Origin of the sequence: Delftia sp. PE138, assembly GCF_018320755.1 — a bacterium.
Taxonomy (GTDB): Bacteria; Pseudomonadota; Gammaproteobacteria; order Burkholderiales; family Burkholderiaceae_C; genus Comamonas; species Comamonas tsuruhatensis.
Genome location: NZ_JABEPN010000001.1, coordinates 700770 through 716688 on the forward strand (window position 1 = coordinate 700770; position 15919 = coordinate 716688).

The window sequence follows — 15919 nt, forward strand, 5'->3', positions numbered from 1 at the left end:
CTTCGGCGGGCCTGCCCATCTCCACCAGGAGAAAGCCATGCTCATCAAGTTCAAAAAGCCGGACCCGCGCGCCGGCATGGTCGCTCGCATGGACAGCAGCCGGGGCCGTCAGCTGATTGACGCTGGCGCTGCTGACCAGGTGCCCGATTCGGTGACCCAGGAGCAGCCCGACGACGTGCAGCAGCCTGCCGAGGTCGATCAGCCCAAGGCGGCAGACGCTGGCGCTGCTGACCAGGTGCCTGCAGCCGCCCCGAAGCCGACGCGGGGTAAGAAGTGAGCCTCATCGACCTGCCGACGGCAAAGCTGCACCTGCGTGTCGATGCCGATGATGAGGATGCTCTGATCGAGCTCTACATCGGCGCGGCCGAGACGGCGGCCAGCGACTTCCTGAACCGGAACGTCTACGGCACGCAGGCGGATCTCGATGCTGCTGGTGAGCCGGAGGAGGCCATGCCCATGGTGATCAATCCCGCTGTGCGGGCTGCGATCCTGCTCATCCTCGGGCACCTTTACGCCAACCGGGAGGATGTTGTCTCCACGGCCGCCAACAAGCTGCCGATGGGCGCGCATTCGCTGCTGTACCCGCATCGGGTCGGCCTGGGGGTGTGACATGCAGGCCGGCACTCTCAAGGACCGCATCCACATCCAGCGCAAGACAGGCGGTGCGGATGAATGGGGCACTCCGCTGCCTGAAGGCTGGGAAAACATCTCCCCGGGCCGCATCGCCGCCAACGTGCAGCACAAGTCTGGCCTGGGCACGATCAAGGCCGACGCCGAAGTGTCCATCGTCCGCGCGAGCATCCGCATCCGCCGCCGCTCTGGCTTGGACGCAGGCATGCGCGTGCTGTTCGACGGCAACGTCTACGAGCTCAAGGCGGTGCTGCCTGGGCCGACCCGCGAGTACATCGACCTGGTGTGCGAGCTCACGAAAGGACTGACCCAATGACCAAACCACGGACCCCACGCGCACCCCGGGCGGCGCGCGCTGCCCAGGAAGCGCCGGCCGACGACGGCGGGCCGCGCGCCGTGCTGACCACCAGGCCCGGCACCATCGGTCCCTACGGCTACGACGCCGGCCTGCTGATCGAGGACGTGCCGGCCGAGGTGGCCACCGCCAATGCCAGCTGGATGGACGCGGATCCCGAGCGTGTGGCCGAGGCCCGCGCCGCGCGTGCCGACGCTGTGCCGTTCAAGGGCTGACGGCCATGGCCAGCCGGCGCGATCTGCGCAAGCAGGCCCTGCAGGGGAACAAAACGTTCGGCATTGCTGTGGATCTCGATGGCCTCGACAGCCTGCTGGCTGACCTTGGCGCCGATGTTGATGCTGCTGTGCGCCCTGTGGCCCAGGCTGCGGCCCAGGTGCTGTACGAACGGGTAAAGATCAATGTGCGGGCGCTCGGCCGCTCCACGGGCAATCTGGAGCGCTCGATCTATCAGGCCTTCAGCCCTGAGAAGTCGGTCGAAGGGCAGCGCGCGGAGTACCACGTCAGCTGGAACCACCGCACTGCGCCCCACGGCCACCTAGTCGAATGGGGCTACCTGCAGCGATACCGCTACTACCGGGGCAACGACGGCCGAGTGCGACCAATGGTGCGGCCCGGAATGGATGGCAAGAAGCCGCCTGGCCGGCGCGCCAGCCAGGCGCAGAAAGATGCGTACTACGTGACGTTGCCGACTCCGATTCAGGTGCCTGGCAAGGCGTTCATTCGCAGCGCGGAGAGTTCGCTGGCCGAGGCCCAGAAGGCTGCTGAGGCTGAGCTCTGGCGGCGGCTGTTCGAGAAGGGGGCCTACGGTGGCGCTTGAATCTGACCTGATGGCCGAGCTGCTGGCCGAGTGCCCGCGCGTCGTAGTGGGCACCGCTCCCTACGGTACGACCATGCCTTACGTGACCTGGCAGCACATCGGCGGCGACGTGCTGCGCTACACGGACAACGCGCCGGCCGACAAGCGCAAGCCGCTCATCCAGATCAACACCTGGGCAGCCACGCCGCAGCAGGCCTTTGCGCTGATCCAGCGCATCGAAGAGCGGCTCTGCGCTGCTGCAGCGTTCACGGCACGCCCCCACGGCGACCCCATTGGGGCCTATGACGACGCAGAAGTCGTCTCTGGCTACCTGCAGACCTTTTCCATTCTGGGCGCCAGATAGCCCGACAGGAGCACCCATGGACAACAAGACAGTGGAGTCGAACAAGCGCCTAGCTGAGAACCTGCGCAAGCTGGCTGACAGGGTGGAGGCCCGGGACCAGCTCGTCTATTACTCGGCCAGCGCGGCGGTTCCGGACCCCGTTGCAGCGTTGCCTGGTGGGGAGCTTGTCTATCAGCGACCTGTCCCCATGAACCTCGTAATCGTGATGGGAGACAAGGATTTCGTCTCCAGGGAAACCCAATGAGCACAGCAACCACAGAACTTCACCGCACGCTGATTCGCCTCGCCAAGGGCGCCATCACGGCCTGGGAGAAGTGGCTCGAAAGCCGCGCCTCTCACTGAACGTTTTCTCCAACCTGCCTCGCAGGCCTGCCACTCCCGATAGGGACTCGCAGCCATGACGCCTCGCAGAAACCGGCCCCTCTGGGGCCTTTTTCTTTGAAAGGGCCACAACATGGCATCTCTCCCTACCGGCTCGCGCATCGCCGTGGCCACTTCCATCGGCGCCAAGGTGCCCATCACAGCTATCACCAACGCGACCGAGGCGGTCTGCACGGCGGCGGGCCATGGCCTGGCCGTCGGCAACATCGTGATCGTTCTGTCCGGCTGGGGTCGTCTGAACGGCCTTGTGTTCCGCGTGAAAGCCATCCCGACCCCGGACACGTTCACCCTGGAGGGCCGCAAGGCCAACACCATCAACACCAACCTGTTCACCCCTGGCGGCGGCGCTGGCTCGTTCCAGAAGGCGCTGACCTGGGTTGACGTGGTGCAGATCCTGTCCAACAACACCAGCGGCGGCGATCCCAAGAAGGTCACGTACCGCTACCTGGAGAGCGAGAACGAGCAGGAAATCAACGACGGTTTCAGTCCGGTCTCGCGCTCGCTGGAAATCGATGCTGATGCCATCGAGACCCCGGGCTACACGGCTCTGGAAGATCTGTCCGCCAGCGGCGCCGACACGATCCAGCGCCTCACCATGAAGAACGGCGCCACGTCGTATCTGGCATGCACCGTGGCGCTCAACGATGAAGTGCTGATGCAGGACGGCCAGGTCAACCGCGTGAAGGCCGATTTCTCGGGCAAGGGCCGCTCCACCCGCTACGCCAGCTAAGGCGTCAACCCCATGCACCGGCCCGGCTGTTTCGTCTCTTTCAGCGGAGGCGGGCAGTCGGGCGCGGGCTTTTTACTTCTCCATCCGCTGAAAGGATCACTCCATGGCCGCTCAATCCAAGACCGCTGTTTCCAATGCCGCAGACCAAGCCGGCAAGCAGAAGCCCCCCGCATTCATCTTCGGCGCCCGCCCCGAGACCATCACTGCCGACGTCTCTTTCGTGCGCGTGACCGGCGAAGTCCATGAGATGGTCTGCCAGTTCAAGTACCGCACGCGCCGTGAATTCGGCGAGCTGTGGGACAAGGTGTCCGACGCCAAGATCCCGCAACCCGCAAACGGCGAGAAATTCAGCTTCGCTGGCCTGGCCGACAGCGGCCTGGAATTCAGCGTCGAGCGCACCCTCCAGTACCTGGCTGGCTGGGATCTGGACATCGAACTCGACAAGGCCTCTCTGCTGCAGTTGTTCGATGAAGAGCCCAACGCCGCCGCCGCGTTCTGGGACGCCTACCGTGCCGCCCTGGTGGATGGCCGCGTAAAAAACTCCTGAGCGCCACCGTCGCCTATTTCACCCCCGACCCGGAGGTCGCAGAAGGCTGCGAGCCAGAAGACTACTGGGAAGACCCAGTGGAGGCCTGGCCCGAGAACGCCGAGCCTCTGGCGCTGTTCGTCGGCCTGCAGACGCAATGGGCCTGGGTGGTGGGGATGGGCGGCGGCGGGCGCATCGGCCTGCGGTATGAGGCGGTCTATCCGCTGCTTGACCGCGTGGCACAGGGTGACCAGGAGCTCTGGGATGAACTCTTCGCAGACGTGCGGCGGATGGAGATGGCTGTGGTCAACATCCCGCAGAAAAGGTGATGCGGTAGCATGCGCCTTTTAAAGGAGGTGTTATGCGTCAAATGTTTTTGGTATTGGCAATAGCTAGCTCTGCGGCTATTGCCGCCCCTATCGCAAAGCCACCAAAATACAATGAAAAGGCGTTAAGGGCTGGGCTGGAGGAGAAGCTTAAGGATGCAGATAGTGCAAAAATAAAAGACATTACATACAGCCCTACGAATAACCCGAAGATATGGAATATTTGCGGATCCGTTAATGCAAAGAATGGATACGGGGCGTATTCTGGCTTCGGCAGATTCTACGGGCTTGTCGCGGAGATTGAAAAGGGGAAGCCGATGTACTCTATTTCATCTGTTGAAAACGATAGTTCAAATAGGATGTGCGAGCACTTCGGATTGTGATCGCATCGGAAATATCTAGATCCCGTTAGGTACGGGTGTTTAAAAGGCTCGCTTCGGCGGGCCTTTTTGTTTGGGGGTGTGATGGAAGAACAAAACCGCAAGTTTGGCTTCGTGGTTTCTGCGGAAGACGACACCAAGACCACCTTTCAGAACATCAAGACAGGCGCTGCTGACATGGCAGCATCGGTCGCCAAGTCTGGTGAGCAGGCCGCCAAGGGCGTGAAGGGGATCGGCGATGGCGCCGATGAAGCCGCCCAGAAGATGGGCCGGGCCGAAAGCGCCATGGCCCAGGCGCTGACCCGCGCCACAGAGAAGGCCAGGATTGCCACCCAGGCCGGCGAAAGCCTGTCGCGCGCCTTCGAGCAGAAGATCGAGATGCGCGGCCTTGATGCGACCAAGTTGAACCCGCTGGTCGCCAAGCTGCGCGAGGCCGAGGAGGCGCTCGCATCGTTCAAGGCACAGCAAGCCAAGGAAGCGGGTCAGAGCTCTTTCCTCGAATCCCTGCGCTCGCAGACCCAGGCCCTGGGAAAGACAAAATCCGAGCTGCTGGAGCTGCAGGCTGCGCAGCTGGGTGTCGCCAGCCAGGCGGCCCCGTACATCGCCAAGCTGCGCGAGACAGAAGCTGGCATGGGCAAGGTGGGCATGTCGGCCGCGCAGACCGCTGCCGCGATGCGAATGGTCCCCGCACAGTTCACCGACATCATCGTGAGCTTGCAGGCTGGTCAAGCTCCCCTGACTGTTTTGCTGCAGCAGGGCGGTCAGATGAAGGACATGTTTGGCGGTGCTGGCGCTGCCGCGCGCGCCCTGGCGTCGTATGTCGCCGGCTTGGTGAACCCCCTCACTGCCGCTGGCGCTGCCGTGGCGATTTTGGGCCTCGCCTACTACCAGGGCAGCAAGGAATCGGATGCGTTCCGCAAGTCCATCCTGCTCACTGGCAACCAAGCCGGCGTCACGGTAGACCAGCTCAACACCATGGCCCGCGCAATGGCTGGCGTCGTGGGCACACAAGGAGTCGCTGCTGCAGGGCTGGCTGAGATGGCCAGGGACAGCAAGGTCGGCGCTGACAGCCTCCAGGAATTCACGACTGTCGCCATCCAGTGGGAGAAGGCCACAGGCCAGGCGGTCAAGGACACGGCCAAGCAGTTTGCCGAGTTGGCGAAGGATCCGCTCAAGGCCTCGCTCGCCCTGAATGAGGAAATGAACCACCTCACGGCCAGCGTCTATGACCAGATCAAGGCCCTGGACAAGCAGGGCAAAACGGCAGAGGCAGCCGCCATCGCTCAGAAGGCCTATGCAGATGCCATGTCGAGCCGACGCGCCGAAATGGTCCAGAACCTGGGCTACATCGAGGCCGGTTGGAACAAGGTCAAGAACGCTGCCAAGAAGGCATGGGATGCCATCCTCGATATTGGCCGCGAAGGCACTGCCGAGCAGAAGCTCGCCTCGGTCCAGAGCGACCTGCAGGCGGCAGAACGCCAACTCGCGAATGCTGAGCGTGCGGCCTTCGGTGGCAGCCGCGCAAGCAAGGCAGAGGAGGAGCGCCGCCGCGCCGCCGTCGAGGATCTGCGCGCCCAGGAGAAGAGCCTGCGGGATGGCATCGCGGCTGGCCAGAAAAAGGCTGCGGAGCAGGTCGCAAGCAAGGACTACGTGGATGCCATGCAGGCATTCGATCAGGTTGCCGGTCAGTTTGCCTCGAAGGAGGTCAAGCGCAAGCAGGAGCTGACCGTTGCACAGAACCTCTACAACGATGCTGTCGAAAAGACCAAGAAGGCGCTAGCAAACTCTCCGGAGCTGGGCTCCAAGCTGGCAAAGCTGGAGTCCGATTACGACAAGACTGTCGCGGGCATCAATAAAAGGTTTACCGAGAAGGCCGCAGGCGGTGGGATCACCATTTCCGAGAATCAGCTGGCAAATCTGATCGGGCAACTAGCCGCCGCCAAGGAGTATCACGACCAGCTCTTGAGTATCGGCATAGCCGCCACTCAACTCAATGCCGGTGAGCGCGAGTCGCTCAAGCTGTCGGCCCAGATCGAGAAAGCCACGAACGCGAAGACCCGCGCCAAGCTGGAGGAAGCGAAGGCCCTGGCCGATGCTCTGGGCGTGCAGCTGCGCAGCAATGACGGCCTGGAGAAGTCGATGAAGGCCCAAGAAGCCCTCATCGCTGGCAACTTCAAGGCCGCTGATTCGATCACCGACCGTGCGCGCGAGCAGGAGGCTGCCAACGCCGTGTTCGGGAAGGGGCGCACGGAGATCGAGCGAATGACGCTCGCCACGCTTGAGCAGCAGATGGCCGAGGCCCAGGGCAGCGACAGCTTCGACCCGAAGTACATCGCCAGCCTGGAGGCCAAGATCGCCGCCCAGAAGCGCTACACGGCCGCTCTGCAGCAGGCCGACTACAAGCAGATGGACGACCGTCTCACGAAGTCGCTGCAGACATCGAAGGATGAGCTGGCCATCCAGAAAGAGGGCCTGTCGCTGCTTGGGGCTGATGAGGTGCAGCGCAAGAAGATCATCGCGCAGCGTCGCATCGAGCTGGAGCTCGCCAAGGAGCTGGCGGAGATCAACCGCACCATCTACAGCGATGACCAGAACGAGAACGAAAAGCAGCGGGAGACGCTGCGCCAGAAGGCCCGCGAGAAAGCCGAGATCAACACCCAGACCTCGCTGCTGCGCATCCAGGAGGAGTACGTCAACAAGCAGGTTGAGCAGTACGACGAGATCTTCCGCAAGGGCTTCGCCGACATGCTCAACAACGGGCGCGACGGCTGGGACAGCTTCACGAAGAGCCTGACAACCACGTTCAAGACGACCGTGGCGGACCAGATCTACAAGATGTTCCTGCGGCCGTTTGTGGTCCAGGTGGTCGCATCGCTCATCGGCGTTCAGGGTGGTGGCGGCGGTGGCCTGGGAGGCGTAGGCGGCACGGGGGGCTCAGGCGGCGGCTTTGGCGGGGGCATCCCCGGCCTGGGCCTGCTGGGCGAGAGCGGCCTGTTCGCAGGCACGAACTTCGGAGCGGGCCTCATGGGCGGCATGCCAGCCTTCTCTGGCGGCATCGAGATGATGATGGGCGGTGAACTGTTCGCGGGCGGCATGCAGGCTCTGGGCGCGGCTCTGCCCTACCTTGGTGCGGCTATTGCTGTGCTCTCGCTGCTCACGGGAGACATGTTCGGCAGCCGAGGTGCCAACCATGTTGGCGCCGCATATAGCACCACAGGTGTCGGCAATGACAAGGCCGCAGAGATGCTTTTCGGCCGCGCGGGCGGGGATTGGTATGACGATCTCACAAAGCGCAATAGCCCGGAACTGGGTAAGCAACTGGGTAAGACTGTTGACGCACTCGCAGAGGTCTACAAGTATCTCTCTGGCTTCACTGGTGGCAAGGCCAAAGATATCGAATCGTTGCCGGCTTCGCCACAAACCCCAAGTATGGCGACGAGGATAGCTACGGCTATTTCAAGCTGATCGATAAGGTCACGGGAGAGGTGCTCAAGGAGTACATCAAGCGCGATGGCGACCTTGGCACAGACCCGCAGAAGGCGTGGGCACAGTTTGTGGCCGATATGGGCGGCGAGTTGGTCAACGAGATCAAGAAGGGGGACATACCCGGCTGGATGAGGGAAGAGCTGGATGCCCTGGGCGACGACGTGACAGTCGAGGGGTTGAACGCCGCGATCCAGAAGATCGCTGTCATCGACACGGTCTTCAAGGGCTGGGCTACCAGCGTCACCGGCTTTGCCGATTTGTCCGCCAAGGCGCAGACCGAGCTGCTGAAGTTCAGCAACGGCATCGAGACCCTGGCCGGCAATGTGAATGCGTTCTACGCTGGGTTCTATTCCGAGCAGGAGCGCGCCGCGATTCTGCAGCGGCAGGTCATGGAGCAGCTCAAGGGCTTGGGCGTCCAGATCGACCCTGCAGCCGGCAAAGCGGCGAAGGATCAGTTCCGCAAGCTCATAGAAGACGCGCTGGCAAGCGGCAACAACGAGCTGGCGGCCAAGCTGCTGGCCCTGGCCGGCGTTTTTGGAACTGTCGCTGATGCAGCTGGAGCCGTGCTTGCAAGCCTGTCGGCTGATCGTGTGCAACTCGAAGCCGAATTGCTGCGCGCGACGGGGCAGACCGATGAGTACAAGGCAGCGCTGCGGAAGCTGGCAACGGAGGGCATGAGCGAGGCTGAGCGCGCCGCGTGGGACTACAACGAGGCATTGCGAGCAGAGATTGCCGCAAAGGACCAGTACGCATCGCTGGAAAAGCGCTGGCTTGAACTCAACGGCGACACCGCTGAATTGCGCCGCCGCGAGCTGGCCGCCCTGGACCCGAGCAATCGCGCCATCCAGGAGCGCATTTGGGCTCTTGAAGACGAGCGCACTGCAACCCAGGAGGCGGCGCGCGCTGCGGCTGAGGCGGCTCAGAAAGCCAAAGATGCCGCGTTGGCGAACTTCGAGGCGGCAGTCAGCCGTGAGCGCAGCTACTGGAGCGACATTGCCTCTGCGTCGCAAGCTGCAGTGCAAAGCCTCTCCAGTGCTTTGGCGTCGCTGAAATCGAATGCGCGTGACCTGTACGGCGCGGTTGACGACACGCAGCAGATGCTTGCTGCACAGGGCATGGTCTACATCGAGCGCGCGCTTGCGGGCGTGCGTAGTGGGGCCAAGGTCTCCAGCTTCGAGGGCCTCACTGATGCCATTGGGGCGGCCCGTGGCGGCATTGAGTCGAAGGGGTATGCAACGCAGTTCGAGAGGGACCGCGACACGCTTGTTGTGGCGGGGCAACTCGCTGAGCTTGCAGAGCGGGGTGAGACGCAGCTGAGCGTCGAAGAGCGACAGCTCAAGGCGGCACAGGAGCAAATCACCCAGCTCGACAAGACCCTGCAGTATTGGCGCGACCTGTTGAGCGGCAACGCTTCGCAGATCGATGCCACGCTCAGCGTTGAGCGTGCGATCCAGATGCTGCGCGCACTGCTTGTGCCAGGTTCCGAGCCTGGGCCAGCGGCTGGCGGTGGCAATGGCGGCGGCCCGGATTTCGGCGGATCGCTGCCTGGCGACAGCAGCGGCTCAAAGCCGGCTGACAGCAAATACAAGCAGGTGCGCATCTACGGAAGCGACGTCTGGTATGAGCCCGTCATCGATAAGCAGCTGATTGAAAAGCTGGACCGGCTGTCGCCCATCTACCACTCCTTCGATGGCACTGAGGATGTGCGCGGGTTGCTGCTCGCGGTGAAAGCGGCGGGCGGCACGATGGCCGATCTTTCCACCCTGTCGGGGTTCTTTGAGTCGGACTGGCGCAAGGCTGGCGCCGCTGTCGGCGTGCCCGCGTTCGCTGGCGGCGGGCTGCATTCCGGAGGTGTGCGCCTCGTCGGCGAGCGCGGCCCAGAGCTTGAGGTCACGGGGCCGGCGCGCTACTGGTCCTCTGCCCAGACGCAAGCACTGCTCAGCGGCGCAGGCGGCAATTCGCGCCTGGAGTCGCTGGTGGAGCAGCTGGTCGCCGAAAACCGGCTGATGCGCGGGCAGATCGCCGCGTTGGAGCGCAACACCGCAGGCATGCCGCAAATGGCTGACCAGTTCGACACCGTTGCGGAGTCGGGCGCATTGAGGATGGTGCAGGCATGAACATTCTTTTGCCGAAAGCGATAACTACGGATTCGTTCGGCCCTGACACGTCGATTCCCGAGCTTGATGCAGCCCGGGGCGAAGTGGCATGGGTCGGGTCCGGAAACTACAAGGTGGGCGACCGCCGCGTGTATGAAAGGAAGATCTATCAGTGCGTGAAAGATCACACGGGCACCGCGACAACGCCGGACAAAATGCCGGCCGAGTGGCTCCTCAAAGAGCCGACGAATCGCTGGTGCCCGTTCGATCAATACCTGTTCACAAAGGCGCGAGCCGTCCAGACGCTGACCTATGAGCTTAAGGGAGTGTTCGCCGATGGCTTGGCTCTGTACGGGCTGGAGGGCGACTCGCTCAGCATCACCATCACGGCCGGCCCTGGCGGGGCAAACCTGATTCCGCCCATCAACGCTGACCTGTGGCAGCAGGCATACGGCGAATGGGAGTACCTCTTCGGCGACCTTCAGCGCGGCGATCACTACGTCCTGAGGGGCATCCCATTGCACCCTGATCAGCGCATCAAGATCACGGTGCGCCGCTCAGAGGCTACGGCCGAGGCGGCGGTCGGATACATCAGTGTGGGCAACCACAAGACGCTGCTGGCTCCCTCAGGCGGCATCAGCGCGGTCGAGGATGGCGCCGAGGTCACGACCAAGGACTATGGCTACACCAAGGACAACGCGGACGGTACGTATGAGGACATCGAAGGCCGCAAGGCCAAGAACATCAGCCTGTCCGTCGTGGTGGCAGCCGACCAGGCGCCGCTGATCGATTCGCTGCTGACGCAGATCGCCGGCAAGGTTGTGGCAGTCGAAGTCTCAAAGCTGGCCAAGTTCTCCCACCTGGCAACCATCGGGAAAGTCACGGGCACCGTCCGCTCCTCGGGTGGCCCAACCGCCCGCGCAGAAATCCAAATCAAAGGCAACGTATGACCGATATCGTCACGATCCCGGACGTGCTGCCGATCTCGCCCTATCCGGCGCTCGGCAGCACCAATTTCAACAACGAGGCCTATGCGTATGCGACGAGCGTGCCGCCTGCAGTGTCACGGATGCGCGAGATTGCCGTGGCGTGCCGGACTTGCGCCATCGCTGCGCAGGAATATGCGCAGACAGCTCAGGCTGCAGCAAGCACTGCCACCACTCAAGCCGACGCGGCCATGGGCTACCGCAATGCGGCCCAGGCATCGGCGACGGCTGCGTCTGGAAGCGCAACGCTCGCTGGCACGCACGCCAGCACGGCCACAGCCGCGCTCACGGCGATGCAGGTCTTGTACCTGGGCTCCAAGGCGATTGCCAGCCACCCTACCACCGACAACATGGGCAACCCGCTCCAGGCCGGCGCCCTGTACACCAACACAGGCGCCAATGCTGCGATCACCAAACGCGGCTGGTGGTGGGATGGCGTGGCATGGCAACTGGCCTGGGGTGACATCACCGGCGTCTACATGCCGACCACAGGCGGCACGTTTACAGGGCCTATCAATGTGCCAGCCGGAGCGACTGGCAACCAGGCGCCGCGCGCAAGCGAGGTTACTTCCAGGACCGCCACTGTTTATGACCAAACGGCACTGATGAGTGCATCACCTTTAAATCAGTGGGCTGCCTACATTTCTGCCACAGGCGTTGGGTCTGACTGGCCGCCTGGGCACCCGAGCGTCAATGCATGGGACGTTATCCCTTTCGGTCAGAGTGGGCGCGTTACACAGATCGCCTCTCAGGCATTTTCCGGCAATGCCGAGAATTCCGGGGCAATGTTTGTTCGCACGCTGCATGATGCAGCTTGGAGTCCTTGGTCCCGCATGATTACGGATCGCACGGTAATGGAGAGAGAAGTAGTGATCACAGTGGCTGCGGGGACCACCACATACGCCGTAGACCCTGCGCAGGGTAGTGTGCACTATGTGTCCATCAATGGTCCTGTGACATTTAATCTGCCAGCGCAAGGCCGACAACTCGGAGACCAAGTAACCCTAAGAATACTCAGCAACGGGGGAGTCAGGCCAATAACTCTATCGTCCAATGCATATCTTCCGGTGGGCCAAAGCCTGCCCACGTATGCTGCAGGCCAGATTGTCACGCTCACCTTTTTCTACGGACGTGTAAATGCTTGGGACTGCTTTATAGGAGGGGTGCATCAATGATGTCGTTCTGGCTAAGGTCTGCGAGAGTTGCAACAACCCTTGTAATATCTGCAAGTGTCAGAAGCCCCAATATACGGACCCTTGCACTTGCAGCGGGATGGAACGGTACTTCTGCATTAACCGTGATTATCAATTCCGGTGTTGACGTTGCGTCACTAAACATTGCTGTTGCTAATGTCCCGCACGACACGCTAACCATCATAAACAATGGACGTATCGGTGGGGTAGTCAACAGCGGTGACGCGATAACAACGACTTCCCGTATAAAGATTATCAACAACGGTACGATATTCGGTGGAGGTGGCCAAGGGGGTACAGGTCAAACAGTTGACGTTTGGTACAACGTCAATGATTCCGCAACTTCAGGCTGGGGGGGCAACGGAGGTCAAGGTGCAGGATTCAGTGCGTCTGGCACCGTGACAATGCTTGCAGCTGCCAGCGGTCAGGCAGGCAGCTCCGCAACCTATTCGGGGCCAGTATTTGCACCAGATACCCCCCCTACTGCCTATGGCGGTTCTGGAGGTGCTGGTGGACCCATTGGTGGTGCGGGCGTTCAGGGCGCATACGGCAGCTATTCAGGCACTGTGCGCAAGACATCCTCATCAGGCCCAGCGGCCGGCATGGCAGCCGGACGATATATCGTAGGTAACTCACTAGTGACCTGGCTTTCCAACGGCACCAGGCTTGGGAATGTGGCTTAAAGGAGGATTCATGTACATCAATATAGAAACTGGTGAATATCCGCTGAGCGTCGTGGAAATACAGGAGCGTCATCCGCTGACAATGATGGCGCACCATTTTGAATGCTATGCGCTCGTAGAGCTGACAGGCACGCCAAGCTACGACGCGGACACGCAAAAGCCCGTCGAGATCGAGCCCGTGCAGGTCGACGGCGTTTGGCGGCAGCAGTGGTCTGTGGTGCCGCTATCCGCCGATGAGCTGGCCGAGTTGCAGCGTCTGCGTGAAGAGGCGGCAGCCGCGCTGATCCCCAAGTCCTGCACGCGGCGTCAGGGGCAGCTTGCACTGCTTACCCATGGAGTGCTGGACGATGCCGAGGCCGCCATCGCGGCGATCACGGACCCCGTGCAGAAGCGCGAGGCTCAGATCGAGTACGAGGCGGACACCTGGGAGCGCGCGAACCCGTTCCTGCAGCAGCTCTGGGCGCAGCTTGGCGGGACGCCGCAGTCGCTCGATGAGGCCTTCGCGCTGGCTGTGACGCTCTGATCCATCCAGACCAACCCCAACCCGCTACGGCGGGTTTTTTCATGCCCAACGAGGAGGGGCAATACATGAGCAATGAGAGCCGAGTGCAAGCAGCAATCGAGGCCGCGAAGGCCGCGCCGGCAGTCGCAGGTGCCGCGGCATCCACGCTGACGCTGAATGAATGGGTGGCCATCGCGACCGGGATCTACATCGCGATTCAGGGCCTGTACCTGCTGCGCAAATGGTGGCGCGAAGAGCGACAAAAGGGCGGCTGGCTGGCGGATGCCGGCGAAACAGATATGGGGGCGCTATGAACAACAACCGAGTGCCAGCGGCGGGCCTGGGCATTGGCGCGGCCATACTCGCGGCCTGGATTGCTGCAGAAGGCTTCAGCGCGGCGCCCATCATTCCCGTGCAGGGCGATGTGCCCACCATCGGCCACGGCGCCACGCGCTACGAGGACGGCACACGCGTGACCCTGGCCGACCCGCCCATCACCCGCGAACGGGCGCGCGAACTCGCCATCAACCTGCTGGAGCAGCAGTACGGCGCCTGCGTGCGTGATTCGCTGGGCGACACGCTGGTGCACCAAGTCGAGTTTGCCCAGGCCGTGGACTTCGCTGGCCAGTACGGCTGCGGGGCTTGGCGCGGCTCCTCGATGCTGACGCGCACGCGGGCTGGCGACTATGCCGGCGCTTGCCAGGCCTACCTGGCCTATCGCTACATGACCAGCGCCCAGCCCTTGCAGGGCTACGCCGCCTACCAATGGGACGCGGCAGGCCACCCGAAGCGCTGGCGCTACGACTGCAGCACGCCTGGCAACCGCGTCTGTCGAGGCGTCTGGACCCGTCAACAGGCGCGGCACGCCGCATGCATGGAGGCCCAATGAAATCTCTTCTGATCGGAGCAGCGGCGGTCCTGGCCGGCTGCACCGTGGTCCCTACGGGCGCAGTGCACCAGGCCTGCCGTGTGGTCGAAATCGCTGCGGCCGAGGCCGAGATGGCGCCGGCCTGGTATGTCAGCGCCGGGAAGGTGCTGGAGCGCTGCGGCGTGCCCGAGGCCCGCGAGCGCGCGGAGCAATCCGCTTGCGCAGCCCAGCGTCGCAATGGATATACCTGCGAGGGGAACCCATGATGTCGCTCACTCCGAAAGTGCTTGCGGCCTGCCTCGCTCTGCTGCTGGGCAGCTTGGCAGGCAATGCCTTGCTGGGCTGGGCCTGGCTTTCCGCCCGAGACGATGCGGCCACAGCACGCGCTGACTTGGTGAGCATGCAGCAGCAGCGCGACGGAGCGCTCAAGGGAGCGCAGGCCTGCAGCGATGCGACCGAGGCCCTGGGCGCCGTGGCCGCGCAGCGTGCTGCCGAGGCGGCGCCGGCCCGTGCTGCCGCCGCTGGCCAAGCCCAGGTACTCAATGCCCGCGCCGACTACACCCTGGCCACGGCTCCTGCCGCCCCCGGCGACAGCTGCGCGAGCCTGCAGACCCTGGGCAGCGACTGGCTCAAGGGGAGGGCCAAGCCATGATGCGCACGCTGATGCTGCTGGGCACGCTGGCCCTGGCCGGCTGCGGATCCGTGCCGCGTGTCGAGATCCAGGAGGTCAAGGTGCCTGTGCCCGTGGAGTGCCGCGAGCCGGTGCCGGACAGGCCTGCCATGCCCACGGAAGCCCTGGCCGACGATGCCGACCCCTTCGAATTGCTGCGCGCCGCCCTGGCCGAGATCGACCGCCGCGAAGGCTACGAAGTGCGGCTGCTGGCCGCCTTGCTGACCTGCACGGTGCCGCTGACGCCGCGCTGATGCCGGACGTTGGCCCAAGCTATCCCATTGACGCGCGAGCGTAGAGCATTTCGATCGCCGCTCATCGCTGGCGGCGCTCCTGATATTCCAGCGTCTCTTCGAGGGGCGGGAATCCAGGTGTACGCTCACGGCCTGGCTGTTATCCTCTTCTCCATACCTCTCCCTGTCTCTGTCTCTCCACGGATGCTCCAGTGGGAAGCTTCCCCACTTGGTTTGGGAAGGTGTGGCGTTTCCGAAATGTCGCCTTGGGGACGGAGCCCTAGGGATTTTTACTGATGCACCGACACAGTGCACAGTTCAAAGTGGGTTCATGCTTTTGTGTATTTGGTCGCTGTGCCCGCTCTGTCAAGAGCGGTCCAGAGCATATCTGCTGGATGGCGGCTCTCAGCGTCACTATTTCTGCCCCTCTTGCGGCGAGTTTGAGATAACGAGGGCTGCGCTGTCGGCCATCTGGCGTGGGGCCGCGTCTGTGCGTGAGCAACTTTTGAACAAAATGAGAGCAGTGCAGTGCAATCGCCTAGCCGTTATTAGGCTGGCGGACGAGAGCGTTTTTTTCGAGCGCTTGGAGGTGGCTGTCAAAAAGCGCCGCGTCTGAAGAAGTGCTAGATCAGTGCAGAGAACCCATTACTGGGCGCACGCGCATGGTGAAGGCGTAAAGACTTCTGGTCAGTACTGGTCCCACGTATCGGGGGC

The 15919-nt window shown here is 62.8% G+C and carries 22 protein-coding genes; all 22 read left to right on the forward strand.

Annotated elements, in window-relative coordinates:
* Positions 1 to 37 precede the first annotated feature (37 nt).
* The 22 genes from HFGMBDPB_RS03175 (at position 38) to HFGMBDPB_RS03275 (ending at position 15226) form a co-directional block, all read left to right on the forward strand.
* Positions 38 to 277 (forward strand): hypothetical protein, encoded by a 240-nt coding sequence (locus HFGMBDPB_RS03175; protein WP_212644916.1) that lies wholly within the window; start codon positions 38 to 40, stop codon positions 275 to 277.
* Positions 274 to 609 carry a head-tail connector protein gene (locus HFGMBDPB_RS03180; RefSeq protein WP_212644917.1) on the forward strand — a complete coding sequence of 112 codons (336 nt, stop codon included), beginning with the start codon at positions 274 to 276 and terminating at the stop codon, positions 607 to 609. The genes HFGMBDPB_RS03175 and HFGMBDPB_RS03180 overlap by 4 nt, the downstream gene beginning before the upstream one ends.
* 1 nt (position 610) lies before the next feature.
* Positions 611 to 946: a phage head closure protein gene (locus HFGMBDPB_RS03185; RefSeq protein WP_212644918.1), complete on the forward strand. Its 336-nt coding sequence runs from the start codon at positions 611 to 613 to the stop codon at positions 944 to 946.
* Positions 943 to 1200, forward strand: a complete 258-nt coding sequence (locus HFGMBDPB_RS03190; RefSeq protein WP_212644919.1) for a hypothetical protein — start codon at positions 943 to 945, stop codon at positions 1198 to 1200. The genes HFGMBDPB_RS03185 and HFGMBDPB_RS03190 overlap by 4 nt, the downstream gene beginning before the upstream one ends.
* Before the next feature lie 5 nt (positions 1201 to 1205).
* On the forward strand, positions 1206 to 1802 hold the full coding sequence (locus HFGMBDPB_RS03195; protein WP_212644920.1) for an HK97 gp10 family phage protein: 597 nt from the start codon (positions 1206 to 1208) through the stop codon (positions 1800 to 1802).
* The gene (gp17, locus tag HFGMBDPB_RS03200; protein WP_349305357.1) at positions 1792 to 2145 is read left to right on the forward strand and encodes a tail completion protein gp17; all 354 of its coding nucleotides are present in this window, start codon (positions 1792 to 1794) and stop codon (positions 2143 to 2145) included. Before HFGMBDPB_RS03195 ends, gp17 begins: the two co-directional genes overlap by 11 nt.
* A 16-nt stretch (positions 2146 to 2161) precedes the next feature.
* A complete protein-coding gene (locus HFGMBDPB_RS03205; protein WP_212644921.1) occupies positions 2162 to 2389 on the forward strand; it encodes a hypothetical protein in 228 nt (75 codons plus the stop codon).
* Positions 2390 to 2599: 210 nt separating this feature from the next.
* Complete coding sequence (locus HFGMBDPB_RS03210; protein WP_212644922.1) at positions 2600 to 3256, forward strand: phage tail tube protein; 657 nt, start codon at positions 2600 to 2602, stop codon at positions 3254 to 3256.
* A gap of 103 nt (positions 3257 to 3359) precedes the next feature.
* Complete coding sequence (locus HFGMBDPB_RS03215; protein WP_212644923.1) at positions 3360 to 3803, forward strand: phage tail assembly chaperone; 444 nt, start codon at positions 3360 to 3362, stop codon at positions 3801 to 3803.
* Positions 3800 to 4111 (forward strand): DUF1799 domain-containing protein, encoded by a 312-nt coding sequence (locus HFGMBDPB_RS03220; protein ID WP_230590765.1) that lies wholly within the window; start codon positions 3800 to 3802, stop codon positions 4109 to 4111. Before HFGMBDPB_RS03215 ends, HFGMBDPB_RS03220 begins: the two co-directional genes overlap by 4 nt.
* Before the next feature lie 41 nt (positions 4112 to 4152).
* Entirely contained in the window at positions 4153 to 4491 is a 339-nt protein-coding gene (locus HFGMBDPB_RS03225; protein ID WP_158528358.1) for a hypothetical protein, read from the forward strand.
* A gap of 81 nt (positions 4492 to 4572) precedes the next feature.
* Complete coding sequence (locus HFGMBDPB_RS03230) at positions 4573 to 7953, forward strand: phage tail length tape measure family protein (RefSeq protein WP_212644924.1); 3381 nt, start codon at positions 4573 to 4575, stop codon at positions 7951 to 7953.
* Positions 7954 to 7973: 20 nt separating this feature from the next.
* Complete coding sequence (locus tag HFGMBDPB_RS03235) at positions 7974 to 10091, forward strand: hypothetical protein (RefSeq protein ID WP_212644925.1); 2118 nt, start codon at positions 7974 to 7976, stop codon at positions 10089 to 10091.
* Entirely contained in the window at positions 10088 to 11020 is a 933-nt protein-coding gene (locus HFGMBDPB_RS03240; protein ID WP_212644926.1) for a hypothetical protein, read from the forward strand. The genes HFGMBDPB_RS03235 and HFGMBDPB_RS03240 overlap by 4 nt, the downstream gene beginning before the upstream one ends.
* The gene (locus HFGMBDPB_RS03245; RefSeq protein WP_212644927.1) at positions 11017 to 12231 is read left to right on the forward strand and encodes a hypothetical protein; all 1215 of its coding nucleotides are present in this window, start codon (positions 11017 to 11019) and stop codon (positions 12229 to 12231) included. Before HFGMBDPB_RS03240 ends, HFGMBDPB_RS03245 begins: the two co-directional genes overlap by 4 nt.
* Positions 12231 to 12932, forward strand: a complete 702-nt coding sequence (locus tag HFGMBDPB_RS30000) for a hypothetical protein (protein WP_502757460.1) — start codon at positions 12231 to 12233, stop codon at positions 12930 to 12932. The genes HFGMBDPB_RS03245 and HFGMBDPB_RS30000 overlap by 1 nt, the downstream gene beginning before the upstream one ends.
* Before the next feature lie 10 nt (positions 12933 to 12942).
* Positions 12943 to 13455: a hypothetical protein gene (locus HFGMBDPB_RS29615; RefSeq protein WP_249343336.1), complete on the forward strand. Its 513-nt coding sequence runs from the start codon at positions 12943 to 12945 to the stop codon at positions 13453 to 13455.
* A 65-nt stretch (positions 13456 to 13520) separates the two neighbouring features.
* The gene (locus tag HFGMBDPB_RS03255) at positions 13521 to 13748 is read left to right on the forward strand and encodes a hypothetical protein (protein ID WP_141829591.1); all 228 of its coding nucleotides are present in this window, start codon (positions 13521 to 13523) and stop codon (positions 13746 to 13748) included.
* Positions 13745 to 14323: a glycoside hydrolase family protein gene (locus tag HFGMBDPB_RS03260; RefSeq protein ID WP_212644928.1), complete on the forward strand. Its 579-nt coding sequence runs from the start codon at positions 13745 to 13747 to the stop codon at positions 14321 to 14323. Before HFGMBDPB_RS03255 ends, HFGMBDPB_RS03260 begins: the two co-directional genes overlap by 4 nt.
* Positions 14320 to 14568, forward strand: coding sequence for a hypothetical protein (locus tag HFGMBDPB_RS03265; RefSeq protein WP_212644929.1), 249 nt, complete (start codon positions 14320 to 14322; stop codon positions 14566 to 14568). The genes HFGMBDPB_RS03260 and HFGMBDPB_RS03265 overlap by 4 nt, the downstream gene beginning before the upstream one ends.
* Positions 14565 to 14954 carry a hypothetical protein gene (locus tag HFGMBDPB_RS03270; protein ID WP_212644930.1) on the forward strand — a complete coding sequence of 130 codons (390 nt, stop codon included), beginning with the start codon at positions 14565 to 14567 and terminating at the stop codon, positions 14952 to 14954. The genes HFGMBDPB_RS03265 and HFGMBDPB_RS03270 overlap by 4 nt, the downstream gene beginning before the upstream one ends.
* The gene (locus HFGMBDPB_RS03275; RefSeq protein ID WP_154835460.1) at positions 14951 to 15226 is read left to right on the forward strand and encodes a hypothetical protein; all 276 of its coding nucleotides are present in this window, start codon (positions 14951 to 14953) and stop codon (positions 15224 to 15226) included. Before HFGMBDPB_RS03270 ends, HFGMBDPB_RS03275 begins: the two co-directional genes overlap by 4 nt.
* The last annotated feature ends 693 nt before the right edge of the window (positions 15227 to 15919 follow it).